The sequence below is a fragment of the Thermasporomyces composti genome (assembly GCF_003386795.1).
GTDB classification, from domain to species: Bacteria; Actinomycetota; Actinomycetes; order Propionibacteriales; family Actinopolymorphaceae; genus Thermasporomyces; species Thermasporomyces composti.
Genome location: NZ_QTUC01000001.1, coordinates 155,240 through 179,312, shown reverse-complemented (window position 1 = coordinate 179,312; position 24,073 = coordinate 155,240). Strand labels below are relative to the sequence as shown.

The 24,073-nt window shown below is 69.2% G+C and carries 24 protein-coding genes; 17 read left to right on the top strand and 7 right to left on the bottom strand.

Annotated features, from left to right (window positions below; translation table 11 throughout):
* The 11 genes from DFJ64_RS00785 (at position 1) to DFJ64_RS00740 (ending at position 10,871) form a co-directional block, all read left to right on the top strand.
* Positions 1–1,083, top strand: a complete 1,083-nt coding sequence (locus DFJ64_RS00785; RefSeq protein ID WP_115848695.1) for a histidinol-phosphate transaminase — start codon at positions 1–3, stop codon at positions 1,081–1,083.
* Entirely contained in the window at positions 1,080–1,724 is a 645-nt protein-coding gene (gene hisB, locus DFJ64_RS00780) for an imidazoleglycerol-phosphate dehydratase HisB (protein ID WP_115848694.1), read from the top strand. The genes DFJ64_RS00785 and hisB overlap by 4 nt, the downstream gene beginning before the upstream one ends.
* 18 nt (positions 1,725–1,742) lie before the next feature.
* Entirely contained in the window at positions 1,743–1,883 is a 141-nt protein-coding gene (locus tag DFJ64_RS19310) for a hypothetical protein (protein WP_170152446.1), read from the top strand.
* 25 nt (positions 1,884–1,908) lie between these two features.
* A complete protein-coding gene (hisH, locus tag DFJ64_RS00775) occupies positions 1,909–2,547 on the top strand; it encodes an imidazole glycerol phosphate synthase subunit HisH (protein ID WP_115848693.1) in 639 nt (212 codons plus the stop codon).
* 140 nt (positions 2,548–2,687) lie between these two features.
* The gene (gmk, locus tag DFJ64_RS00770) at positions 2,688–3,308 is read left to right on the top strand and encodes a guanylate kinase (RefSeq protein WP_115848692.1); all 621 of its coding nucleotides are present in this window, start codon (positions 2,688–2,690) and stop codon (positions 3,306–3,308) included.
* A gap of 105 nt (positions 3,309–3,413) precedes the next feature.
* Positions 3,414–4,133, top strand: a complete 720-nt coding sequence (gene priA / locus DFJ64_RS00765; RefSeq protein ID WP_115848691.1) for a bifunctional 1-(5-phosphoribosyl)-5-((5-phosphoribosylamino)methylideneamino)imidazole-4-carboxamide isomerase/phosphoribosylanthranilate isomerase PriA — start codon at positions 3,414–3,416, stop codon at positions 4,131–4,133.
* Between the two features lie 114 nt (positions 4,134–4,247).
* Positions 4,248–6,533, top strand: a complete 2,286-nt coding sequence (locus DFJ64_RS00760) for an HAD-IB family hydrolase (RefSeq protein WP_115848690.1) — start codon at positions 4,248–4,250, stop codon at positions 6,531–6,533.
* Positions 6,530–7,714, top strand: a complete 1,185-nt coding sequence (locus DFJ64_RS00755) for a zinc-dependent alcohol dehydrogenase (protein WP_115848689.1) — start codon at positions 6,530–6,532, stop codon at positions 7,712–7,714. Before DFJ64_RS00760 ends, DFJ64_RS00755 begins: the two co-directional genes overlap by 4 nt.
* Positions 7,711–9,291 carry an NPN-dependent hydroxyacid isomerase, LarAH14/15/16 family gene (gene larAH / locus DFJ64_RS00750; RefSeq protein WP_115848688.1) on the top strand — a complete coding sequence of 527 codons (1,581 nt, stop codon included), beginning with the start codon at positions 7,711–7,713 and terminating at the stop codon, positions 9,289–9,291. Before DFJ64_RS00755 ends, larAH begins: the two co-directional genes overlap by 4 nt.
* Entirely contained in the window at positions 9,288–10,226 is a 939-nt protein-coding gene (locus DFJ64_RS00745) for a lysophospholipid acyltransferase family protein (RefSeq protein WP_245940872.1), read from the top strand. Before larAH ends, DFJ64_RS00745 begins: the two co-directional genes overlap by 4 nt.
* A 90-nt stretch (positions 10,227–10,316) precedes the next feature.
* Positions 10,317–10,871, top strand: a complete 555-nt coding sequence (locus DFJ64_RS00740) for a YbhB/YbcL family Raf kinase inhibitor-like protein (RefSeq protein ID WP_115848687.1) — start codon at positions 10,317–10,319, stop codon at positions 10,869–10,871.
* Between the two features lie 145 nt (positions 10,872–11,016).
* Here DFJ64_RS00740 and DFJ64_RS00735 read toward each other — a convergent pair whose 3' ends face one another.
* The 3 genes from DFJ64_RS00735 to DFJ64_RS00725 all read right to left on the bottom strand — a co-directional run bounded on the left by DFJ64_RS00735 (position 11,017) and on the right by DFJ64_RS00725 (position 13,748).
* Complete coding sequence (locus tag DFJ64_RS00735; RefSeq protein ID WP_245940871.1) at positions 11,017–12,231, bottom strand: MFS transporter; 1,215 nt, start codon at positions 12,229–12,231, stop codon at positions 11,017–11,019.
* On the bottom strand, positions 12,228–12,671 hold the full coding sequence (locus tag DFJ64_RS00730) for a MarR family winged helix-turn-helix transcriptional regulator (RefSeq protein ID WP_170152455.1): 444 nt from the start codon (positions 12,669–12,671) through the stop codon (positions 12,228–12,230). Before DFJ64_RS00730 ends, DFJ64_RS00735 begins: the two co-directional genes overlap by 4 nt.
* 183 nt (positions 12,672–12,854) lie before the next feature.
* Positions 12,855–13,748 (bottom strand): NAD(P)-dependent oxidoreductase, encoded by an 894-nt coding sequence (locus DFJ64_RS00725; RefSeq protein ID WP_115848685.1) that lies wholly within the window; start codon positions 13,746–13,748, stop codon positions 12,855–12,857.
* Between the two features lie 154 nt (positions 13,749–13,902).
* Here DFJ64_RS00725 and DFJ64_RS00720 point away from each other — a divergent pair, with 154 nt between their 5' ends.
* From DFJ64_RS00720 to DFJ64_RS00705, 4 genes are all read left to right on the top strand, one after another.
* Positions 13,903–14,259 carry a winged helix-turn-helix transcriptional regulator gene (locus tag DFJ64_RS00720; protein ID WP_115848684.1) on the top strand — a complete coding sequence of 119 codons (357 nt, stop codon included), beginning with the start codon at positions 13,903–13,905 and terminating at the stop codon, positions 14,257–14,259.
* 112 nt (positions 14,260–14,371) lie between these two features.
* A complete protein-coding gene (gene hisF, locus DFJ64_RS00715) occupies positions 14,372–15,139 on the top strand; it encodes an imidazole glycerol phosphate synthase subunit HisF (RefSeq protein ID WP_115851704.1) in 768 nt (255 codons plus the stop codon).
* 82 nt (positions 15,140–15,221) lie between these two features.
* Positions 15,222–16,061 (top strand): phosphotransferase family protein, encoded by an 840-nt coding sequence (locus tag DFJ64_RS00710; protein ID WP_115848683.1) that lies wholly within the window; start codon positions 15,222–15,224, stop codon positions 16,059–16,061.
* A 170-nt stretch (positions 16,062–16,231) separates the two neighbouring features.
* Positions 16,232–18,067 (top strand): glycoside hydrolase family 15 protein, encoded by a 1,836-nt coding sequence (locus tag DFJ64_RS00705; protein ID WP_115848682.1) that lies wholly within the window; start codon positions 16,232–16,234, stop codon positions 18,065–18,067.
* 50 nt (positions 18,068–18,117) lie between these two features.
* On the opposite strand, the gene DFJ64_RS00700 is transcribed toward DFJ64_RS00705, so the two are convergent.
* The 3 genes from DFJ64_RS00700 to DFJ64_RS00690 all read right to left on the bottom strand — a co-directional run bounded on the left by DFJ64_RS00700 (position 18,118) and on the right by DFJ64_RS00690 (position 21,547).
* A complete protein-coding gene (locus tag DFJ64_RS00700) occupies positions 18,118–18,801 on the bottom strand; it encodes an HAD-IA family hydrolase (RefSeq protein WP_245940870.1) in 684 nt (227 codons plus the stop codon).
* Between the two features lie 167 nt (positions 18,802–18,968).
* Positions 18,969–20,576 carry a hypothetical protein gene (locus tag DFJ64_RS00695; protein WP_115848680.1) on the bottom strand — a complete coding sequence of 536 codons (1,608 nt, stop codon included), beginning with the start codon at positions 20,574–20,576 and terminating at the stop codon, positions 18,969–18,971.
* A 260-nt stretch (positions 20,577–20,836) separates the two neighbouring features.
* Entirely contained in the window at positions 20,837–21,547 is a 711-nt protein-coding gene (locus DFJ64_RS00690) for a hypothetical protein (protein ID WP_115848679.1), read from the bottom strand.
* 534 nt (positions 21,548–22,081) lie between these two features.
* Between DFJ64_RS00690 and DFJ64_RS00680 the strand changes: the two genes are divergently transcribed.
* Both DFJ64_RS00680 and DFJ64_RS00675 read left to right on the top strand, forming a co-directional pair.
* Positions 22,082–22,957, top strand: a complete 876-nt coding sequence (locus DFJ64_RS00680) for a helix-turn-helix domain-containing protein (RefSeq protein WP_115848677.1) — start codon at positions 22,082–22,084, stop codon at positions 22,955–22,957.
* 34 nt (positions 22,958–22,991) lie between these two features.
* Entirely contained in the window at positions 22,992–23,204 is a 213-nt protein-coding gene (locus DFJ64_RS00675; protein ID WP_115848676.1) for a DUF397 domain-containing protein, read from the top strand.
* A gap of 55 nt (positions 23,205–23,259) precedes the next feature.
* Here the strand turns inward: DFJ64_RS00675 and DFJ64_RS00670 are convergent, their stop codons facing one another.
* Positions 23,260–24,066: an energy-coupling factor transporter transmembrane component T family protein gene (locus DFJ64_RS00670; protein ID WP_115848675.1), complete on the bottom strand. Its 807-nt coding sequence runs from the start codon at positions 24,064–24,066 to the stop codon at positions 23,260–23,262.
* Positions 24,067–24,073: the final 7 nt, after the last annotated feature.

Sequence of the window (24,073 nt, the reverse complement as noted above, 5' to 3'; positions counted from 1 at the left end):
ATGGGCCAGACACTCGCCGATCTTCCGCTGAGAGACGATCTGCGGGACCAAGAGCCGTACGGCGCGCCCCAGCTCGACGTGGCGGTTCGGCTCAACGTCAACGAGAACCCCTACCCGCCGTCGGAGGCGGTCGTCGCCGACATCGCGCGCTCGGTGGCCGAAGCGGCCCGCGGGCTCAACCGGTACCCCGACCGGGAGGCCCTCGAGCTGCGTCGCGCTCTCGCCACGTACCTCGGACACGGCCTCACCGCCAACAACGTCTGGGCGGCGAACGGCTCCAACGAGGTGATGCTGCAGATCCTTCAGGCGTTCGGCGGGCCCGGACGGGTGGCGATGTCCTTCGAGCCGACGTACTCGATGTATCCCGAGTACGCCCGGGACACGAACACCACCTGGCTCACCGTTCCCCGCTCCGACGACTTCACCATCGACCCCGAGCGCGCCGTGCGGGAGATCGTCCACCACAAGCCGTCGGTGGTCTTTCTCGCCTCGCCCAACAATCCCACGGGCACGTCGCTGCCGCTCGAGGTGATCGAACGGATCTGTGCCGTGGCGCCCGGCATGGTCGTCGTCGACGAGGCCTACGCCGAGTTCCGCCGGGAGGGCACGCCGAGCGCGCTGACGTTGCTGCCGTCGTACCCCCGTCTGGTGGTGACCCGGACCATGTCGAAGGCGTTCGCGCTCGCGGGCGGGCGCCTGGGCTACCTGGCCGCCGACCCCGCCGTGGTCGACGCCTTGCGGATCGTCCGGTTGCCGTACCACCTGTCGGCGGTGAGCCAGGCGGTGGCGCTCGCCGCCCTGCGGCACGCCGACGAGCTGCTGGCCCGTGTGGACGAGCTCCGCGCGCGTCGTGACCAGACGGTGAGCTGGCTGCGTGGCCTCGGCCTGGAGGCGATCGACTCCGACGCCAACTTCGTCCTCTTCGGTCGTTTCGAGGACCGGCACGCGGTCTGGAAGGGGCTGCTCGACCGGGGCGTGCTCATCCGGGAGACCGGCCCGGACGGCTGGCTGCGAGTCTCGATCGGTACGTTCGAGGAGATGACGGCGTTCCGGGCCGCGTTGCGGGAGGTGCTGGCGTTGTGAGTGACCGGGGAGCGCGGCGCGCTCGAATCGAGCGGGAAACCAAGGAAAGCAAGGTGATCGTCGAGCTCGATCTCGACGGCACCGGGCGGGTGGACGTGTCCACCGGTGTCCCGTTCTACGACCACATGCTCGACCAGCTTGGCCGCCACGCCTTGTTCGACCTCACCGTCCGCGCTCAAGGTGACATCGACGTCGACGTCCACCACACGGTGGAGGACACCGCGATCGTCCTCGGGCAGGCGTTGCGCCAGGCGCTCGGCGACAAGCGAGGGATCAGACGGTTCGCCGACGCGACCGTGCCACTCGACGAGGCCTTGGTCCAGGTCGTCGTCGACGTGGCGGGACGTCCCTACTGCGTCCACACCGGAGAGCCGGAGGGTCAGGCCTACGCGATGATCGGCGGCCACTTCACCGGTTCACTCACCCGGCACATCCTGGAGACGCTGGCGTTCCACGCTGCGATCTGTCTGCACGTTCGGGTGCTCGCGGGACGCGACCCCCACCACATCGTCGAGGCGCAGTTCAAAGCGCTCGCCCGCGCGCTACGGGACGCTGTGGCGCTCGATCCGAGGGAGACCGGCGTGCCCAGCACCAAGGGAGTCCTCGGGGGCGAGGGCAGATCCGACGACCTGACCGCGTAGGCGACCACGGTGCAGTACGTGTTCTTCGCTCTGGCTGGCCTCCTCGTCGGTGGCGTGATCGCGACTCGACAGCAGCGCCGGCCACTGTGGGTCTCGCTGACCTTGGCCGTGCTCGCCGCCATCTTCTTGTGGGCCGGCATGCGCGAGTCCACCCGATGAGATCAGGGAGGAGGAAGCTGCGCGGATGAAGCGACCACGGGTCGTGGTCCTCGACTACGGATCGGGGAACCTCCGGTCTGCTGAACGCGCGTTGGCTCGGGTCGGTGCGGACGTCGAGGTCACCGGCGACTACGACGCGGCGATGGAGGCCGACGGACTGGTGGTTCCCGGCGTGGGCGCCTTCGCCGCTTGCATGGCCGGCCTGCGGCGGGTGCGGGGTGCCCAGTTGATCGGACGCCGGCTCGCCGGTTCCCGACCGGTGCTTGGCATCTGCGTGGGGATGCAGATCCTCTTCGAACGAGGAATCGAGCACGGGGAGGAGACCGAGGGCTGCGGCGAGTGGCCGGGCGTCGTCGAGCGTCTGCGCGCGCCCATCGTGCCCCACATGGGGTGGAATGTCGTGGAGGCGCCGGACGACTCCGCGCTCTTCGCGGGGGTGTCGCAGGAACGCTTCTACTTCGTCCACTCCTACGCCGTGCGCCAGTGGCTGCTCGAGGGAAGCGGGCACTTCCGTACACCCTTGGTGACCTGGACGCCGTACGGGGGCGACCGCTTCGTCTCCGCCGTGGAGAACGGCCCATTGTGGGCGACCCAGTTCCACCCGGAGAAGTCCGGCGACGCCGGCGCGCAGGTTCTGAAGAACTGGCTCACGACTCTCCGCTGACCTCGGCTGAGCCTCTCGTGCCGGTGGCCTCCGGCATCCGCTCGCTGGCGGTACAGCCTTGGTGACGCGTGCAGGTTCTGGGGCTCGGGACACCGCGGAGGTCCGGGCGTCCCGGAGGTGCCCCCGCTAGATTCGGGCTTATGTGCCCCGACCAGGGTCGGGACGGGATCCGACCCGGCAACTTGATCGTCCTGACCGGACCCTCCGGCGTGGGCAAGGGAGTCGTCCGCGAGCTCGCGCTGGCCCGGTGCCCCCGGATGGTGTTGTCGGTTTCGGTGACGACCCGTCCGCGGCGTGCCCACGAGATCGAGGGCGTGGACTACTTCTTCCGCACCGAGGAGCAGTTCGCCAAGCTGCGCGCGGCGGGTGAGCTGCTCGAGTGGGCCGAGTTCGCCGGCGCCTACTACGGCACACCCCGCGCCTGGGTGGAGGACCGGCTGGCGGCGGGGTTGGACGTCCTGCTCGAGATCGAGGTCCAAGGCGCCAAGCAGGTGCTGGCCAGCCACCCCGACGCGGTGCTCGTCTTCCTCTCCCCACCCTCGTTCGAGGCGCTTCGGGAGCGGCTCTACCGTCGAGGCACGGACAGCCCGGACAAGATCGCCCTCCGACTGCGCAAGGCCGAGGAGGAGCTTCGGGAGCGGCACCTCTTCCGCTACGAGATCGTCAACGACGACGTGGAGGTCGCTGCCATGAACCTCGTGCACATCGTCCACGCGGAGCGCTGCCGGATCCGTCCCGAACGAAGCGGCGAGCGGACGTGACGCGAGGGGGTCGCGTGGTCTCCAGGCGGAGTCGCCTGGGCCGTGAGCCGGCCGTCCCTGCGAGGGGATACCCTGCGCGGACATGAGCGAGGTGAGGCGGACGTCATGAGCCTGGTCCTTCTTCCCGCCGTCGACGTCTCGGACGGACAGGCCGTCCAGCTGGTCCAGGGGCGTGCCGGCACCGGCGGACAGTACGGCGACCCCATCGAGGCCGCGCTGCGCTGGCAGCGGGCCGGTGCCGAGTGGATCCACCTGGTCGATCTCGACGCGGCGTTCGGGCGCGGTCACAACCGGGATCTCCTCGCCGAGATCATCCGGCGGGTCGACGTGCAGGTGGAGCTGTCTGGTGGGCTGCGCGACGACGACTCGCTGCACTGGGCGATGAGCGCTGGTGCCGCCCGCGTCAACATCGGCACCGCCGCGCTGGAGAACCCCACCTGGTGCGCGAAGGCGATCGCCGAGTACGGCGACCGGGTGGCGATCGGCCTGGACGTCCGTGGCCGTACGCTCGCCGCTCGTGGGTGGACCCGCGAGGGCGGCGACCTGTTCGAGACGCTGGCCCGCCTCGACGCCGAAGGCTGCGCCCGCTACGTCGTCACCGACGTCAACAAGGACGGCATGCTCCAGGGCCCCAACCTGGATCTGCTCCGCTCCGTGTGCGCGGCGACCGATCGGCCGATCATCGCCTCCGGCGGGGTCTCCACGCTCGAGGACCTGCGAGCCATCGCGAAGCTCGTCCCACTCGGGGTGGAGGGGGCGATCGTCGGGACGGCGCTCTACACCGGCGCGTTCACTCTCGAGGAAGCTCTCGCTGCGGTGGGCTGACAAGCTGGGCCGCATTCTGAGTGGGTTCCCGCTGTCACGCAGAGCGTCCGGATAGGGTGTGGCAGCACACGTCCGGGGGCGTGCTCCGTGCTGCCGACAAGAGGGGAAGCGCCAGTGAAGCTGAGGGAACGACTCCAGGGGAAGCGGATGCTTCTCACCGGTGTCACCGGCTTCGTGGGCGAGGCGTTACTGCACCGCATCCTTCGTGACCTGCCGGACACCCACGTCGTGGCGCTCGTCCGCCCGAAGGGATCACTTACCGGACGTGCCCGCGCTGAGCAGCTGCTGAGCAAGCCGATCTTCGAGGAGATCCGGGCGAAGCACGGAGGCGAGGCGGCAGCACTGCTCGACACGCGGGTCACGGTGCTCGAGGGCGACCTCACCGACGTGCCGGAGCTGCCTGGCGACCTGGACATCGTCATCCACTGCGCTGGTGACGTGTCGTTCGACCCTCCGATCCACGAGGCGTTCGAGACCAATGTGCTGGGCACCGAACGCCTGCTGCGGCGCATCCTGGCCAGCGGCGCCGAGCCGCACTACGTCCACGTCTCGACCGCCTACACGGCCGGTCGGCGCCGCGGCGCGATCCCGGAGGCCCCCGTCGAGCACAACGTCGACTGGCGGACGGAGGCGCGGTGGGGCCAGGCGTTGCGGGACCGCATCGAGGAGACCTCCCGGTCGCCGGGGGTGCTGTCCAGGCTGCGCCGGGAAGCCGAGCGTGAGCACGGCCGCGCTGGCCCGATCACCTCGGCCCACGACACCGAGCGCCGGCGGCGGGAGTGGGTCGACAAGAAGCTCGTCGAGGCCGGACGGGAGCGGGCCCGCTCCCTCGGCTGGACCGACGTCTACACCTTCACCAAGGCTTTGGGGGAGCGGGTCGTCGAAGAGGTCGGCGCGCCACTCCCGGTCACGATCGTCCGGCCCAGCATCATCGAGAGCGCGTTGGAGACGCCTTACCCGGGCTGGATCGAGGGCTTCAAGATGGCCGAGCCGTTGATCCTGGCCTACGGGCGAGGTGAGCTGCCGGAGTTCCCCGCCAGTCCGGACGGGGTCGTCGACATCGTGCCCGTCGACCACGTGGTGGGGGCGACGCTGGCGGCCGCGGCGACGCCACCACCCCCGGGGAAGCCCGCGTACTTCCACATCTGCTCGGGCTCGCGGAACCCGCTCACCTTCAGCCGGCTCTACGAGCTGGTCCGCAGCTACTTCGACGCACACCCGTTCGACATGAACGAGCGCGGCGCGGTTCGCCTGCCGACGTGGCGTTTCCCCGGCGGGGAGGCGGTCGATCGGTTGCTCGGAATGAGCGAGCGGGCGCACAAGATCGCCGACTGGGCGGTCCGGCACGCTCCGCGTGGTGAGCGGGTCCGCAAGCTCGCCCGAGAGCTCGACCAGCAGCAGCGGCGGCTGGACTTTCTGCGCCGCTACCTGGACCTGTACCGGCCCTACGCCGAGGCCGAGCTGCACTTCACCGACGACCGGACGATGGAGCTGCTCGCCAGCCTCGACGAGGAGGACCGACGGGTCTTCGCCTTCGACACGTCCGTCATCGACTGGAAGCACTACCTCATCGACGTCCACTGCCCGAGCGTCACGAAGTCGATGCGGCAGTACGACGTCATCCGGCGACGCCGCGGCCGGCGGGCGCCGACGGTCGCCAAGGAGCTTCCGCAGGGCTCCGACATCCTCGCCGCGTTCGACATGGACGGCACCCTGCTGTCGAGCAACGTGATCGAGACCTACTTGTGGCTGCGGCTGCCCGAGCTTGACCGCGTGGGGAGACTGCGGGAGATCGGCGTGCTACTGCGGAAGCTGCCCGGCTTCATCGCCGCCGAGCGCCGTGACCGAGGTGGCTTCCTGCGCGCGGTCTACCGCCGCTACCAGGGTGCCGACCTGGCCGAGCTGGAGCGCATCGTCGACGAGATCCTCACCCCGCACATCCTGGAACGGGTCTCGGGCGCCGCGTTGCGCAGGGTTCGCGCGCACCGGGCGGCCGGTCACCGCACCGTGCTCATCACGGGCGCGATCCGGCCGCTGACGAGGCCACTCGCGCCGTTGTTCGACGAGATCGTCGCCGCCGATCTCGCTACCGACGACTGGGGCCGGTGCACCGGGTTCCTCACCTCGCCACCGTTGGTGGGAGAAGCCCGAGCCGCGTGGCTGCGCAGGTACGCCAGCACGCACGGCTTCGACCTGACCCGGTCCTACGCCTACGCCGACAGCCACTCCGACCTGCCGATGCTGCGGGCGGTCGGCCGGCCGGTGGCGGTGAGCCCGGACGTCCACCTGTGGCGGGAGGCCCGCAAGGGCCGGTGGCCCGTGGAGGACTGGAAGACCTCGGGCACGGTGTCCCGACTGACCCTGCCCGACCGTGACCTGACGGGGGAACCAGCCTCATGATGCTCGCGTTGGAGATGTACCGCTCGTTGCCCCGCTACGTCGCGGCCCGGGCGGTCGGTGGTCGGATCCCCGGTATCCTCACCGGACCCGCCGCGCCGGTTCGTCTGGTCAACCGGGAGGAGCCACGCGTCTCCGGGCCCGGGTGGGCCAGGGTCCAGCCCATCCTCTCGGGCATCTGCGGCTCCGACCTGGGCGCGTTGTTCGGCCAGACCTCTCTCTATTTCTCAGCTCTGGTCTCGATGCCGTTCGTGCCGGGCCATGAAGTGGTGGGCGTCTTGCAGGACGACTGCGAGGACCTCCCGCAGGGCACGCGCGTCGTGCTCGACCCGGTGCTCGCGTGCGCCGCACGAGGAGTCGAGCGGTGTGAGTCCTGTGCCCGCGGTGACACCAACCGGTGTGACCGGGTGACGGTCGGGCACGTGTCGCCGGGACTCCAGACCGGGTACTGCGCCGACACCGGCGGCGGTTGGGGCGGTCTGCTCGTGGCCCACCGAAGCCAGCTCCACCCGGTGCCGGACGACCTGTCCGACGAACGAGCGGTGCTCGTCGAACCGCTGGCCTGCGCGGTCCACACCGCTCGACGCGCGCAGGTGCCTGAGGGCGGATCGGTGCTGATCTCAGGCGCGGGAGCGGTCGGCCTTTTCGCCACGCTGGCGGTGCGGGAGCTGACCAACGCGGGTCGGATCAGCGTCGTGGCCAAGTACCCACGCCAGCGTGAGCTGGCGAAGGCGTTCGGCGCCACCGACGTGCTGGCGCCCGACGAGGTGCCAGCACGGGTGCGGCGCACCACGCAGGCCTTCCGGCTGACACCCGAGCGGGGTGGCGAGTTCCTGCTCGGCGGCGTCGACGTCGCCATCGACGCGGTGGGCAGCAAGGAGTCCCTCAACACCGTGCTCCGGGTGACCCGGGCCGGCGGCCGCGTCGTACTGTCAGGGATGCCAGCGAGTGGTGTCGACCTGTCGCCGGTGTGGTTCCGCGAGCTCGAGGTGACCGGCACCTACGCTTCGCCCGGCCGGGAGGCGTTCGAGACCGCGTTCGAACTCGCGGCCACCGCACCACTCGACGGTGTGGTCGGGGGCCGGTACCCGCTGTACCGCTGGCGGGAGGCACTCGACCACGCGCACTCCGCGGGCAGGTTGGGGACCGTGAAGGTGGCGTTCGACGTAAGGAGCAGCAGGTGAGCCGACCAGGATTCGTACTCGAGGTCGACGACCGTACGCCGCCGCTGGTCGTCCATGAGGGTGAGGGCTTCCGGTTGGAGAAGTTCCCGATCGGAACCCGCGTGGTGTACCCGCCCGAGTCCCTGCCCGGGTTGCGTGACGTCGACGGCGCGATCCGGCACGCGCTGGAGAACCCGGAGAACTCCGAGCCCCTGCGGGCGCTGCTGCGGCCGGGCATGCGGCTCACCATCGCGTTCGACGACGTCTCCCTGCCGCTGCCACCGATGCGGGCTCCTGACATCCGGCAGCGCGTCATCGAGCAGGTGCTCACCATCGCCGCGGAGCGGGGTGTCGACGACGTCCACATCATCGCCGCGCTCGCGTTGCATCGGCGGATGACGCCGAGCGAGCTCAAGCACGCGGTCGGGGAGCGGGTCTACCGGTCGTTCGCACCTCAGGGCCTGCTCTACAACCACGACGCCGAGGACCCCGACAACCTGGAGTTCATCGGCACCACCGACCAGGGCGAGGAGGTCGAGATCAACAAGCGGGCGGCCACGTCCGACCTGCTGGTCTACGTCAACATCAACCTCGTCCCCATGGACGGCGGGCACAAGTCGGTGCCGATCGGTCTGGCGTCGTACCGCTCACTGCGGCACCACCACAACAGTCACACGATGGTGCACTCCCGCTCGTTCATGGATCCCGAGAACTCAGCCATGCACCACTCGGCGTGGCGGATGGGACGCCTGCTGAACCAGCACGTCAAGATCTTCACGATCGAGACGACACTCAACAACGACGTCTTCCCACCGCCGTATGACTTCCTGAACAAGCGCGAGTGGGAGTGGAGCGTCCGGGACCAGGCCGCGATGCTCGCCGCGCGGCGTGCTCTCGCGATCACCCCGCCGAAGCTGAAGCGGCGGATCTTCCAGAGCATCCGCGCGCCGTACGGTGTCACCGGGGTGCACGCGGGCGAGACGGAAGCGGTGCACAAGAAGACGCTCGCCAACGTCTTCCGCCAGCAGGCGGTCGAGGTGCAGGGGCAGACGGACGTGTTGATCATGGGCGTGCCCTACCTGGGGCCGTACAACGTCAACGCGCCCATGAACCCCATCCTGGCCACCTGCATGGGCTTGGGCTACTTCTTCAACTCCTACCGGGGGAAACCGCTGGTGCGGAAGGGTGGCGCGGTCATCCTCTACCACCCGGTGCCGTACGAGTTCAGCCAGCTGCACCACCCCAGCTACATCGACTTCTTCGAGGAGGTGCTCGCCGAGTCCACCGACCCGGCGACGATCGAGCAGAACTTCGAGAAGCAGTACGCCACCGACCCGTGGTACATCCACCTGTACCGCACCTCGTACGCCTACCACGGTGTCCACCCGTTCTACATGTGGTACTGGGCCGCGCACGCCATGGACCACGTCGGCGACGTGGTGTGGGTTGGGGCGAACCGTAAGACCGTGCAGCGGATGGGCTTCCGGGCCGCGTCGACGTTGGAGGACGCACTGGAGATGGTGAGTGGAACGGTCGGCCGATCGCCAACCATCACCTACACCCACAACCCGCCCCACCTGATCGCGGACGTCCGATGAGCACGCGGCGCATGGGTCCGGTGCGGTTCGTTCGCGAGACCGCCCAAGAAGTGCGGATGGTGGCCCGCGCCTGGCGGTGGGGTCGACGGCCTCTCGTGCCGCGCAGCGCCGAGCCGTTCCAGCCGCCGAAGCAGCCCCACGTGTTTCCCACCGCGTGGGCGCGAACCCCGGTGGCGAACGCTGTCCGCGACATCGTGCAGCGCGCGGGTCTGCGGCCCCTGCTGCATTCCACGGTCACGCCGCAGGTCGCCGGCCTCGACGTGCTCACCAGGGTGAAGCCACCAGTGCTGTTCGTGGCCAATCACTCCTCGCACCTGGACACGCCGATGATCCTCTGCACGTTGCCCGACGAGTGGCGGCGTCGGACGGCGGTGGCCGCGGCGGCGGACTACTTCTTCGACACCTGGTGGCGGGCGACCGGTTCGGCGATGGTGTTCAACACCTTCCCGATCGAGCGGCGCGGTGGTGCCCTGTCGTCGACACCAGGTGACCTGCTCGACGAGGGCTGGAACGTCGTCGTCTACCCCGAGGGCACCCGCTCGGTCGACGGGTGGGTGGGACGCTTCCGCATGGGCGCTGCCTGGCTCGCGGTCGATCATCGGGTTCCGGTCGTCCCCATCGCCATTCGAGGCTCGTACGCGGCCATGCCGCGTGGTCGCGGCTGGCCCCAGCCGGGCCGCCTGCCGGTTCGGATTCGGTACGGCGAGCCGATCTGGCCTGAGGAGGGGGAGGGGCCGCGGGCGTTCGCGCCGAAGATCCGTGACGCCGTGGCCCGCCTCTTGGACGAGGACGCCACGACGTGGTGGGACGCGACCCGACGGGCAGCGCGAGGGGAGACACCCGACCCAGCGGGTCCGCCGATCGCCACGTGGCGACGAATCTGGGCGCAGACGGAGCCACCGGGGAGGGATGGTCGTCCGCGGGCGTGGCGTTGAGGTTCCGGCGAGACGATGCGAGCATCGCGCGGGCGTCACGCGCCCGGCGGTAACCTCACCTGGGGTGAGCGAGTTGTCACTGGAGGACCGATGAGCACACCGAAGGCGCCGTTCGGCTTCAACCCCTACGACTATCTTCCGCCGGTGGCCACGTTCAGCGTGACGAGCACCGACATCAAAGACGGGGGGTCTCTGCCGAAGCCGCAGCTGTCCGGGGTCATGGGTGCGGGTGGCGAGGACGCGTCGCCCCAGTTGTCGTGGAGTGGCTTCCCGGCCGAGACCCGCAGCTTCGCCGTCACTGTCTATGACCCGGACGCTCCCACGGCGAGTGGCTTCTGGCACTGGGCGGTCTACAACATCCCAGCGAGTGTCACGGAGCTTCCTTCCCGCGCGGGGACTCCCGGTGGGCCAGGTCTGCCGGAGGGCGCTGTGACGCTGGCCAATGACGCGGGTTTGAAGCAGTACGTCGGCGCGGCGCCGCCGCCTGGCCACGGGCCGCATCGGTACTTCTTCGTGGTGCACGCCGTCGATGTCGAGACTCTCGAGCTGCCCGAGGGCGCGTCGTGTGCCTACCTTGGCTTCAACCTCTTCATGCATTCCATTGGCCGGGCGACCTTGGTGGCGACCCACGAGAATCCGGGCTGAGTCGATCGCCGGCCTGGTGGCTCCCACGACGGCGGTCAGGTGAGAGCTTGGGGCTTGGGCACGAGAGCCCAAGCCCCAACGTGTACCAGTCGTCCGGGACCGGCCTCCGCACGCGGGTCAGCAACCTCCCTGGCGGCGGTCGGCGTCAGGCGTCGGCGACGGTGAGGGCCTCGGCCTCTTCCGCCGAGTGGCTCTTCGGGACGCGCAGGTGGGCCAACGGCTTCCAGCCCGAGCCGAGAACGGCGACTGCGAGCACGACGGCGACGCCGCCCACGAAGAACGGCACGTGAATGTTGATTTCCTCGCCCAGCTTGCCAGCGAGCCAGGGCGCGACCGCTCCGCCGGCGAACCGGACGAACGAGTACGCCGCCGACGCCGTGCTGCGCTCGAGTGTCGTGGCCCCCATGACCGCCTCGGTGACCAGCGTGTTGTTGATGCCGAGGAAGAGGCCGGCCACGACGACGCCAACGGCCAGCACCGGCTTGTGCTGCGCCCCCAGCCCCATGACGAACAGGTCGATGGCGAACAGCGTCAGGACGGTCATGATCACCGGCAGGGCGCCGAAGCGGGCTTGTAGGCGCGGTGCCACGAAGACCGAGGTGATCGCGAGACAGAGGCCCCAGCCGAAGAAGATCAACCCGATCTGTCGCGCCGACATCGCGAGCGGGAACGGTGTGAAGGCGAGCACGGTGAAGAAGCCGAAGTTGTACAGCAGCGCGGTCGCCGCGACCGTTGCCAACGAGCGGTTTCGCAGCGCCTGCAGTGGTTCGACGATCGACGTGCGGCGCGGTTCCGGCGACGTGGCAGGGAGCATGGTCCACGTCGCGAGCAGGGCGATCAGCATCAGGACGGCGACGCCGTAGAACGGGGCACGCCAGGAGATCGTTCCGAGCTCGCCGCCGACCAGCGGGCCGGCGGCGATGCCGACGCCGAGGGCGGCCTCGTAGAGGATGATCGCCTGGGCGACCGAGCCGCTCGCGGAGTTGACGATCGCGGCCAGGGCGGTGGCGATGAACAGGGCGTTGCCGAGACCCCATCCGGCCCGAAAGGCGACGATCCCGGTCACGGAGTTGGACATGCCGGCCAGGGCGCTGAACACCACGATGACGGCCAGGCCGGTGAGCAAGGTGCGCTTGGCGCCGAGTCGGCTGGATACCGCACCGGTGATCAGCATCGCGACGCCCATGATCGCCATGTAACTGGTGAAGAGCAGCGACACCTGGGACGGGGTGGCGTGCAACTGATCGGCGATGGGCTTGAGGATCGGGTCCACCAAGCCGATGCCCATGAAGGCGATCACACACGCGAACGCGACCGCCCACACCGCCTTGGGTTGCTTGAGGAACGACGACGTACTCACCGGGGCGTGGCCTCCACCGGGTCGAGGGCGACGAGTTTCTGCAGGACGGCGACCGCGGCCTCGAGGGTGGCGAGGTCGGACGGTGGCAGCTGACGCAGCTGCTGGGCGAGTGCCTCGCCGGCCTGTCGCCGGGCACTGCGCAGCTCACCGAGCCCTTTCTCGGTGAGGCTGATCAGGCTGGCGCGCGAGTCGCCGGGGTCTGAGATCCGCCGGACCAAGCCGTGGTCCTCGAGGCGTTGGACCAGGGCGGACATGGTCGGCTGCGAGCACCGATCGGCTTTCGCGAGCTCGCTGATCCGGGCCTGTCCGAGCTCGTCGAGGCGGCCGAGCACCCGCAGAGCAGCGTGCGGGAGGGCGTTCAGATTCCGGGTGGCGAAGCGGGAGAGGCGGCTCGCGGCGACCGCGAGGTCCTCGCCGAGACGAGTCAAGTCCGTCGGCACGTGCAAGGAACTTACATAGGGAAGCTATGTATCTGGAAGCGACGTCGCTGAAGAGTGAGGTGAATCACGTGCGTGAGGTCGACAGGCGCTCCGACGACGGCTCCTCCAGTGACGATGGAGGGCTCCAGCATGGCCCTCGCGCCACGCCGGAGCCCTCGACGGTCCGTACCGACGAGCTGGTGACTACCCGGTCGAGCGCGGTCGCCGTGCCTGCGGGCTCCTCAGCTCCTCGAAGATGCGGGCGGTGCCTTGCTTCCCGTAGCCCGCGGCGATCTGCCGACGGACGATGTCGTGCACGGGCTTGAGTACCTCGACGTTGACACCCGCGTCGACGCTCGCCCGAAGCAGCGCAGCGAGGGCGGTCTCGGTGAACTTCAGGCTCTGCTGGCCCTCGCCGTCGTAATCGCGCGCCTCGATGGTGGTGGCGAGGTCCGCGAGCCCCTCAGTCATGGCGGCGAGGAAGGGAGCCGCCCTCTCGGCGAACGACCTGATCGACCCGCCTTCGGCGGCGATCATCGCCGCGCCGTGCATGAAGCCGGCGAACATCGTGTACATGCCGGTGAGCATCGCCATGTCGTGGAGGGAGGCCAGGCCGGCGTCCGATCCGTAGTAGTGGCTCTCGCCCCACAGGTCCAACAGGGTTCGGTACCGGTCGAAGACGGTGGCCGAACCGCTGTACAGGATCGCTGCGCCAGGGCCGCCGATCATCTCGGGCACCGCCATGATCGCGCCGTCGAGATAGCTGATTCCACGCTCGTCGGCCCAGCCTGCGAGCTCGCGAGCCTCGTGCGGCGTCGTGGTGGTGAGGTTGATCACGGTGCGTCCGGTCAGCAGGTCGGCCACCGGATCGAGGACGTCATGGACGGAGCGGTGGTCGAACAGGCAGGAGACGACCACTCCGCCGGCGGTGGCCGCGTCCTGGACGGTGGTGGCGACCGTCGCGCCGCGCTCGCCGAGCTCGTGCGCCCGATGTGGCGTGCGGTTCCACACCACGGTGGGTCGGCCGGCGTCCAGGCACGCCTTGGCGAGGGCACTGCCCATCGCCCCTAGTCCAAGGAACGTTGTCGTCGTGCTCACGGGAGGTCCCTTCCTTCGTGTGCGAGGGCGCGCCCGTGGCCATCCTCGGCGAGCACCTTCTCATCGACAAGTACTCACCTTTTTGTTCAATACTTACCTTCTCGTAAGTATTGACGTGGTACCCAAGGACCCGGCGGGAGCGCGGAGGGTCGTGATGGCGTCGAGCGCGAGGCGTGGGCCGTACATCTGCGGGATCGACGCGGCCATGGACGTGGTGTCGGGCAAGTGGAAGTCGCTCATCCTGTGGGAGCTCGACAGTCACGGCACCCGCCGCTTCGGCGAGCTCAAACGCTCTCTTCCCGGGGTCAGCGAGAAGATGCTCATCCAGCATCTCCGGGAGATGGAGGAGGACGGACTCATCCACCGCAAGGTGTTTCGCGAGGTTCCACCCAGAGTGGAGTACTCCCTCACCGAGCACGGCAAGACCCTCAACGAGGCCCTTCGACCGCTGGGAGCCTGGGGCAAGGAGCGCATCGAGCGCCTCGCGCGCGAGGGGACCCTCGCGACCTGACCCGCCGCTGTCACCAAAGAGCGCAACGACAGCGTGGCGCCACTCCCGATGGCTGAGCGGAGGTGCCGTGCGGCCGATCGGGCCTCGCCGACTCGACCGCTACAGTGCTGGCATGCGGGACAGTTTGGCTGTGCGGGTGATCCCCTGCCTCGACGTCGACGCTGGGCGAGTCGTGAAGGGTGTCAACTTCGCCAACCTCCGGGACGCCGGGGACCCCGTCGAGCTCGCGACCGTGTACGGCGCTGAGGGAGCCGACGAGCTGACCTTCCTCGATGTCTCCGCCTCAGTGGAAGGCCGGGAGACCACCTACGACGTGGTGCGTCGAACGGCCGAGCAAGTGTTCATCCCGCTCACCGTCGGTGGCGGGGTCCGCACGGTCGATGACGTGGACCGGATGCTGCGTGCGGGTGCGGACAAGGTGAGCGTGAACACGGCGGCGATCGCTCGTCCGGAGCTCGTCTCGGAGATCGCCCAGCGCTTCGGCTCGCAGGTCCTGGTCCTGTCCCTCGATGTCCGTCGCGCCGACTGCACGCCGTCCGGTTTCGAGGTCACCACCCACGGCGGCCAGCGCGGCACCGGCATCGACGCGATCGAGTGGGCGGCTCGAGGCGCGGAGCTGGGCGCCGGCGAGATCCTGCTCAACTCCATGGACGCTGACGGCACCAAGGCCGGATACGACCTGGAGCTGATCCGCGCCGTTCGTGCCGCCGTCGACATCCCCCTGGTCGCCAGTGGTGGGGCCGGCAAGGTCGAGGACTTCCCGCCAGCGGTCGAGGCCGGCGCGGACGCGGTGCTCGCCGCGAGCGTCTTCCACTTCGGCCACCTGCGGATCGGTGACGTCAAGGACGCCTTGCGGGCGGCCGGATACGCCGTCCGGTGAGGTCGGGCCGGAACCGGCGCGGAAGGGTTGGTGCGCGTCTTGGAGAAGACCACGTGACGCGTCAGCCGCTACCGTGCTTGCCATGACGATCAGGCCTGGGCCCGAGGTGCTGCGCTGTGTCGGCCTCCCAGCGGACGCCGACCTCGAGCCGGCTGGCGGTGCCACGGGAGCCCAATGGAAGGTCTGTGTGGACGGCGCGACGTACGCCTTGCGCCTGAGCAGGTCGAAGAAGGAGATGGCTCGCCAGGTCGCCGCGATGACGGCCGCTCGATCCGTGGGCCTTCCCGTGCCGGAGGTCCTCCAATGTGCGAGCACCGCGAGTCATGAGGTGATGCTGTGCACCTGGCTTCCCGGCACGCCCATCTACGAGCTGCTGCCGGCGCGCCCGAATGATGCCTACCACTTCGGCCACCTCATGGGTGTCGCGCAGCGAGCGCTGCACCAGGCACCCGCGCCGGCTGCCCTCCCGGCGGTGAAGCCACCCGTGCTGGAGGACGGCTCGTCCCCTGCCGAGCTCGTCGGCCGCAGCGCGGTGCTGCACATGGACTTCCACCCCTACAACGTCCTCGTGGACGATCACGGCGTCAGCGGCATCGTGGACTGGGTGAACGCCGGAGCGGGCCACCCGCTCTTGGACCTCGCCCGCACCCACGCCCTCCTCATCGTCGAACCCGAGCTGCAAAAGTTCGGCCCGGACGTCCGGCGGATCGTCGCCACGCTCGCCGAGGGGTGGGCCGACGGATATGGCGAGGCCGCGCGCAGTATCCCGCCGATCTGTCACGCGTGGGCAGGCGCGGCCATGCTCGCGGAGCGGGCCCCCCGGTACGCGCACGATCCCGCGATCTTGGACGAGCTGCGCGCATGGACCGAGCAGTGGCGCCAACGCGCGGTGCGGCGGCCCGCCGATCGTGGACCGCGTTGACGTCCGGTGACCCTGGAAGGCGTCCCACGCCGCGGGGCCTTCAGGGGCGCCGGGCAGGACTGTCGATGGGACTTTCGGGTCTGGCCGCGGTCCCCGTTCGCTGGTGAGCTGGAGTCGTCCGGCCAGGTCGGGACATCTGGGTCAACCTTGGCATCGGGGGCGGCGGCTGCATGAGCGGATCAGCGATCGCGGACTACGCGCTCCTCTCTGACCGGCACACCGCGGCTCTGGTCAACCGGGAGGGCTCGGTCGACTGGCTCTGCTTCCCGAGGTTCGACAGCCCGTCCATCTTCGGTCGGCTCCTCGACGAGGACGCCGGGCACTGGCGGATCGGACCCGCGGACGACGCGCACGTCACGCGTCGATACGTCGACCAGACCATGGTCCTGCAGACCATCTTCCGAACCCATGACGGTGTGCTGGTTCTCTCCGACGCCCTCCTCACCGGAGCGGACGACGGCGGTCACCGGCTCGGCGTGGACGTCCCGCACGTGCTCGCCCGTGAGGTGCGCTGCACGGAGGGCGCGGTGCTTGTACGGGTGGAGTACGACCCGCGTCCTGAGTACGGGCTGGTCTCGCCGCGACTGTCCTGGAGCGACGGTGGCATCGCCAGCCAGGGCGGCAGCGCCCGCATGGTGCTCACCACACCCGTCCGGCTCGAGCCGGGACCGCGAGGACTCCACGGCGAGGTGTTGCTCACCGCTGGCGACACCCTGCGCTTCGGTCTCCACTGGTCGAGCCTTGACCGTTCCCAGCCGCGCGTCTGGTCCCAGCGGGAGCTCGCCGCGCGGCTCGGCGGCACGGTGTTGGCCTGGCGCTCCTGGTCGAGCCTGCATCAGGCCTACGACGGTCCGGCCCGGGACCTGGTCCACCACAGCGGACGGGTGCTCCAAGCCTTGTCGTTCCAGCCCACTGGGGCGATCGTGGCGGCGCCCACGACGTCGCTGCCGGAATGGCCGGGCGGGGAACGCACCTGGGATTACCGGTACTCCTGGGTGCGGGACGCCTCGCTGACCTTGCAGGCGCTCTGGGTGGCGGCGTGTCCAGATGAGGCGCGTCAGTTCTTCGACTTCCTCACCGCCGCCGCGTCCTCGTCCGGTCGGGACCGTGGTCTGCAGATCATGTTCGGGGTCGGCGGAGAGCGGGACCTCTCCGAGCGCGAGCTCCCCCACCTGTCGGGATGGCGTGACAGCAGACCGGTGCGGGTCGGCAACGGGGCGTGGAACCAACGCCAGCTCGACGTCTACGGCGCGATCCTCGCGGCGGTCCGTCGGCTCGCCGACCAGCTTCATGCTCTCGACGAGAGCACCCGAAAGTTCCTCCGTGGCTGTGCGGACGCGGCGGCCGAGCAGTGGACCGAGAAGGACCACGGGATCTGGGAGATCCGCGGGGAGCCCCGCCACTTCCTGCACTCGAAGGTGATGTGCTGGTCCGCGTTGGACTGCGCGCTCGGGCTCACCGGTCTGTTGCGGCCGGACAGCACGACCCTCGACCGATGGCGGCGGGTACGGGACCAGATTCGGCGGGCGGTGCTGCGGGATGGCTGGAACGCCGACGTGGGGGCCTTCACCCAGTCCTTCGGCTCCGATGAGCTGGACGCCTCGGTGCTGACGATGCCTATCACGGGGATCGTGTCGGCCGACGACCCACGGATGCTCGCCACGATCGACGCGATCGAGGAGCGGCTCACCGACGACCGGGGACTGGTGTACCGCTACCGTGCTGGCGTCGATGGTCTGTCGGGGGGCGAGGGCAGCTTCGTGTTGTGCACGTTCTGGCTGGCCCACGCCCTCGCGCTCGCGGGGCGAGTTCAGCGGGCCGGTGAGGTCTTCGAGCGCGCGGCGGCGCTCGGGAACGACGTCGGGCTCTTCGCCGAGCAGGCCCACCCCGTCACCGGTGAGGCCTTGGGCAACTTTCCACAAGCGTTCAGTCACATCGGTCTGGTCGACGCGGCGTGGGCGCTCCACCAGGCCGCCAACCTCGCCGATCACACCGCGGGGAGGTGAGGGCCGGTCGTGGCGGGGGTGCGGCGGTGACCGGAGCTAGGGGACCGGAGCTAGGGCGCGGGCCTGACCGTGACGGTGAGAACGTCGTCGTCGACCTGGACCTGGAGTCGCTCGAGGGTGTCGATTACCACGTCGGCGTCGAGCTCGACGGGGCTGTGGTGGGTCGTGACCCCCACCGACCGCATCCCGGCGGCGCGGGCGGCGGCGAGACCGGCGGGGGCGTCCTCCACCACCAGGCACCGCTCGGGTGGGACGCCGAGCTGGGCGGCACCGACCAGGTACGGCTCGGGGTCGGGTTTGCCTCGGCGCACGTCGTCCGCGGTCACGAGGCATGAGCAGCTGAGGCCGGCGGCCCGCAGCCGTGCGCTCGCCACGGCACGTGTCCCAGACGTGACGACGGCCCACCGGTCGGTCGGCAGAGCCGCGAGGAGCTCTCGTGCGCCCGGGAGCGCCGTGACCCCGTCGACGTCGCTGGCCTCGAGCTCCTCGATGTGTCGCTGCGCGGCTGGCACCTGGTCGGGTGGCAGGAGGGCCGCGATGATCGCCTCGGAGGTGAGCCCGTGACCGACAACAGCGGTGAGCTGCTCGCGGGTGATTCCGTAGTGGAGCGCCCACCGGGTCCACGCCCGCACGAGGGCTTGCGTGGAGTCGACCAGGGTGCCGTCCAGGTCGAACAGGACGGCCGCGACGGTGAGACTCGTGGAAGGATGGGTCGTCACATCGTTCGTCGTCACGTCCTCTGACCGTACCGGTCGACGACACCGGAGCCGGATGGCCTGGAGGGGCCGGCCATCGCGGCGAGCGGTGCTTCGCATCGCCGGCCTGCCGGAGGAGTGGTGACGGCGAGGTTCGACGGGGCCGTTCCGGAGCCACGCTGGCGGGTTCGTCAGGGGACCGTCCCTCAGCGGACTCGATAGACCTCGACCATCCGGTCGCTGGAGAGGAACACCCGCTGCCAGTCTCGCGGGATCTGGAGCGGATTGCCGAGCAGCCGCCATGCGTTCAGCTTGCACTCATTGCACAGGGTCGACCGCGCGCTGTAGAGCACGACGTGGTCCCCAGGACCTGGGTGGCGTGCTTGTCCCGGTGTCCAGAGCACCAGCTCGCCGTCCCAGAGCGGAGTGCCGCGGAGCGGGCTGTGCGCGAAGACGCGCACCAGACGATAGGTACGCTTCTCCGCCCACAACCTGGTGACCTCGCCAGGGTGCGCCGCGAGCCACGTCCGGAACTGCTCCAGGCCCGTCCCGCCGTTGGCGGCGTAGCTGGCGTTGTCTGGATCGTCCGAGGCAGACCGCGCCTGGTGCGCGATCGTCACCGGGAACGCCACCGCCACGATGGTGGCGACGGCGGCGACAGCGGTGGCGTACCGGCGGAGGAACGGCAGCCAAGAGGCGATGCGACGCACCAGGAGCCACAGGCCGGCGACCGCGCTCACGGTGATCGCCGGAAGCAGCGGCAGCCAGTACCGCTCCTTGACGATTCGCAGCTTGGGCTCGCTGGGGTCGAGGAAGCCACCCAGCGCCACGAACGGCACGTAGAACAGCAGCGCCCAGCACAGCAGGAACGCCAGCTTGCGGGAGAAGAACGCGCCGATGACGCAGCCGACGAGGGCGGCGAGCAGCCACCGGCCCTCCGGTGTGCCGGCCAGGATCGTGGGCAGCTGCGCGAGGTACCACACGCGGTCGTGGCCGATGTGGTCGTCGACGGGGGAGGGCTGACTTCCGTGGGCCGCTGACGCCTGGAACCGAGCGAACGGCTGGTCGAAGACGGCGCCGTTGACGAGGACCTCGCCGATTCCGATGAGGGCGAGTGGGACGACGACCCAGACCAGAGTTCGCGCTCGAACGCGTCCCACCAGCAGGAGGGGAACCAGCGGCCACAGGAAGACGATGTACTCACGGACGAGATAGCTCCAGCCCATGAGGAGCCCGACGCCCACCAGCGCCAGCGCGAGTCGCCACGGCCTGCCCGTGACGAGCCGTCGTCGCTGCCGGATCGCGAGCGCGAGCACGACGGCCCACGCCATCAGGCTCGTCGCCATCAAGTCGGGGAGCGGCTGGGTGAGGTCGGGGAAGACCACACTGTTGCCGACGGTCAACACCGCCGCGGCGACGCCCACGGTCCGGCTGCCCAGCAGGAGGACTCCGAGGAGATACACGGCGACGGCGAGGGCGACGCCCGCAAGCATGGGGACGACGAGGAAGGCCGCTTGGGAATAGCCGAATATCTCCTGCGCAGCCCGGATCGGCAAGATCAATCCGTGCCGGAGGAATTGGTGTAGTCCGGCGTAGGTCGGATGACTGGGAAAGGTCGAGGCTGCTTCGAAGTAGTTGATCTGGTCGGAGGGAAAAGGCGTCACCCGATAGGTGAACTCCACCACTGCCACACCCACGGCGAGCACCGCCCCCACTGCGGCGGTGAGAAGACCACCGCCACGCTCACGCCGGCCGAGCCTGCCGTCGTGCCGCGGGGGAGCGAGGGTGGTCTCCGCGGGAAGCAGGCGCGTCATCGGCGTGACCGCTCCGCCACCGCTCCGCCACCGTCGCGGGTGGCGGGACGAGACTGCGCCAGTCCGTGGTCAGCCTGATGTCTCACCACCTGGGTGGCGCCGGCGCTCAGCATGAATGTCTCCCCGTGCTCGTGCCTTTGTCGCACCAATGTCGCTCATCGTAAGTGGGGTGGCGCGATCACTGGGGAGACTTCACCGAAACTCTCGTGTCATGACGCACGGTTACGGACGGGAAAGGCGGAATGCCGCGTCCGCCCGATTCACACCCGCCAGATTCGTCCTGAGCAACGGTCGTCCAGCCAAGCGAATTGCCCGAAGGACGTGACGCTCAAGCCGAACCGGTGGAACTCCGGGCGGCCTTGCTCCTCCCACCACTGATAGGCGGCCTCGACCTCCCGCCAGAGCAGCTGCGGACCGTGCTGCTCGACCGTGATCGCCCCCGATGGCGTGACGACGGCGCAGGCCGCCGAGGTCGTGTCGTGGACCCACCGCCGCACCTGCCCGCGTCCCACGCTGGTCTGTGCGCAACGCAAGCGGGGGAGTCGGATACCGAGAGCGAACAGCGCGGCAGGGTCGGACCAGATCACCTCGGGATCGAGGCTGGTCGTGGTGCGATACCAGGGGACTGACAGCTCCGCCTGCCGCACGACCGAGGGGACCTCCTCGGCAGGCGGGTGGTCGGCCATCTCGACGAAGTGACCGGAGGCGCGGCCTTCGGGGACGACGGTGAGACGAGCCGTGGCCGGTCCCGAGAACGGATTGAGCCACGACACGTGCAGCGTGCCGCCGGGACGAACGAGTCGCACCCAGCTGTAGGGAATCTCGCGGACGGGGACGGTTGCGATGACCTCGTCGTAGTCGGCATGGCCGGTGGGTTCTGGATCACCGGGTCCCAGCTTGAGAACGACGGGGGTGCGCGTGCCGGGAGCGGTGACCGCCCGGCCGCCGTCTCGCGACGTCGTAGGCGTCAAGGTCGCTCCTCGCATAGGTGCTCGCGACGGAAACTTCCGAGCGTGGAGAGCCGGGCGTGGGCCCAGGCTGCGGGTGGGCATAGCCACTTTCGCTTGCAGAAGACGCACAGCGGCTGGTGGAGCTCCGGCCAGGGGAGGACGCCCCAGCGTCGACGCCAGTGCACCGCCTCGCGGTCGGGCCGATGGATCGCGGCCAAGTCTCGGGCTCGACGGTCGAGCTCATCCTCCGGGCGGTCCGCCTGGCCGTAATTGGTGACAAGGAACCAGACGTCAGCTTCGGACGCTGGCTTTCGACCGGTCTGCCACGCGAAGCTTGGTGACGTCGATGCCATCGCACGGACCTCCTCGCCGAGGTGTTTGCGCTGTGGCACTGCGCTGATACCGACCGTAAACTCCAGTACCCCACAGCACAACATGTATGCGTAAATTTGCACTTGTGTCGTTCAGTACCCAACGTGACGATCCTGTTACCGGTGGTCACAGTCGCCGATGGCCGAACCGCCGAGGGCCGTCCCTGACTGACTGGAAGAGACGATGTCGAGACCGAATCCGAAACCTCCGACGATCCAACGACGCCGCCTGGCCGCGGAGCTTCGGCTGCTTCGAGAACGGGCGCGGCTGACGCTCGAGGACGTCGCGCAGCGGCTCGGCTGGTCAGTGGCCAAGATCAGTCGTATCGAGACGGCGGTCGTCGGAATCAGCGCGAAGGACCTCAGCCGTCTGCTGGACCTGTACGAGGTGACGGGTGAACGTCGCACCGCCCTGCTGAGCAAGTCCCGGACCGCGCGGACGAAGGGATGGTGGGACGCCTACGCGGAATTCGTTCCAAGCGACTACATCGACTACATCGAGGTGGAAGCCCAGCTCGCGGGCATGCGCTGCTACGACGCGCACGTCATCCATGGCCTGATGCAGACCGAGAGCTACGCGCGCGAGGTGATTCGCGCCGGCGTCATGGGCCTGTCCTCGCCCGCGGAGATCGAGCGTCGGGTGGAGGTCCGCATGACTCGGCAGCAGGTACTGACGCGCGAGGACAAACCGCTGCGGTTTTGGACGGTGATCGCCGAGCCAGCGCTCATGTGGATGGTCGGATCGCCGAAGATCATGGCCGAGCAGTACGAGAAGCTTCGGGAGCTCGCCAGTCTCGACAACGTCACGCTGCAAATCCTTCCGGTTTCCGCCGGCGCTCATCCGGGGACCACGGGGGCCTTCCACATCTTGGAGTTTCCGAGTCCGCACGAGCCGGATGTGGTTTACGTCGAGACGATGACGGCAAACCGGTATGTCGAAAGTCATGTGGAGATCTACCGGTACAGCTTGGCGTTCGACCACTTGCGTGCCATGGCACTCAGTCCAGCGAGTTCACTCGAGTACCTCGCGCAGGCGGCCGAGAAAGTCATGAACAGCTGAGGTGATCGTCAGCTGATGGGGGCGAGGAGAACAGATGCGAGAGCCCACCGTTGATTCATCCCGCCTCACCTGGCGCACGAGCAGCTACTGCGCCAATGGCTCCAGCTGTGTGGAGGTCGGCGTCTTCGACGAGCGAATCGCGGTGCGCGATTCCGCGGATCGTCACGGACCTGTCCTGACGTTCTCCGTCGGCGCGTGGTCCTCCTTCGTCCGAGGAGTTCGCGCCGGCACCTTCGAACGTGCCTAGTCGTCATCGTGTGCCCCGAGCCAGCACAGAAGGTGCTCGTGGTCGGTACGGCCGACTAGAAGAACACGAACCGCCACGTCCCCAGCCAGACGCTCACGGCGGTCGCACCGACCACGACGACACAGCTGGCGGCGATCAGCGCGACGTCGACGGCCCGGAAGTCCCGTGGCCTGGCCACCGTGCGGTCACGCCGAAGAGTGAAGCCGCGTGAGTCCATGGCGGTGGCCAGCCGTACGCCGCGGCGGATCGCGCCCACCAGCAGCGCGAACACCGCCGACCCGAACAGGCGGACCCGTCCCCACGGGGAGCGACCAGGGTCGACGCCGCGAGCACGTCGGGCCAGCATGATCATGCGCCACTCGTCGCCGAGCACGGGCAGGAGCCGGAACGCCGCGAGAGCGCCGAAGGTGAACCGGGGTGGGGTCCGCAGGTGCTGGACCAGCGCGTCAGCGAACTCCGTCGGATCGGTGGAGGCGAAGACCAAGACCCCCGGCAGGGCGATCGCGATCACACGCAGGCCCATCGCCGTCGCCGTGAGCACGCTGTCGCTCGTCACCAGCAAGGGCCCGGCGTCGACCAGCACGGTACCTCCGCGCTCGTCGGTGAACATCAGGGTCGAGACACACAGACCCGCCATCGTGACGAACAGCAGCCAGAGCCGACGAAGGAAGACCCGCCACCGCACGCCCGCGACCGCGATGGCGAGAAGCTCGACGGTCAGTACCAGCGCCGGGGTCAGCGGATCCCCGGTGGGGAGCAGACCGACGGCGATCACCAACGCCGCGGCGAGCTTGGCGACGGGGTTCAACCGGGTGATCGGCGCGTTCGGATCCGCCACGATGGGCTCTGTCAACACACTCATGACACCA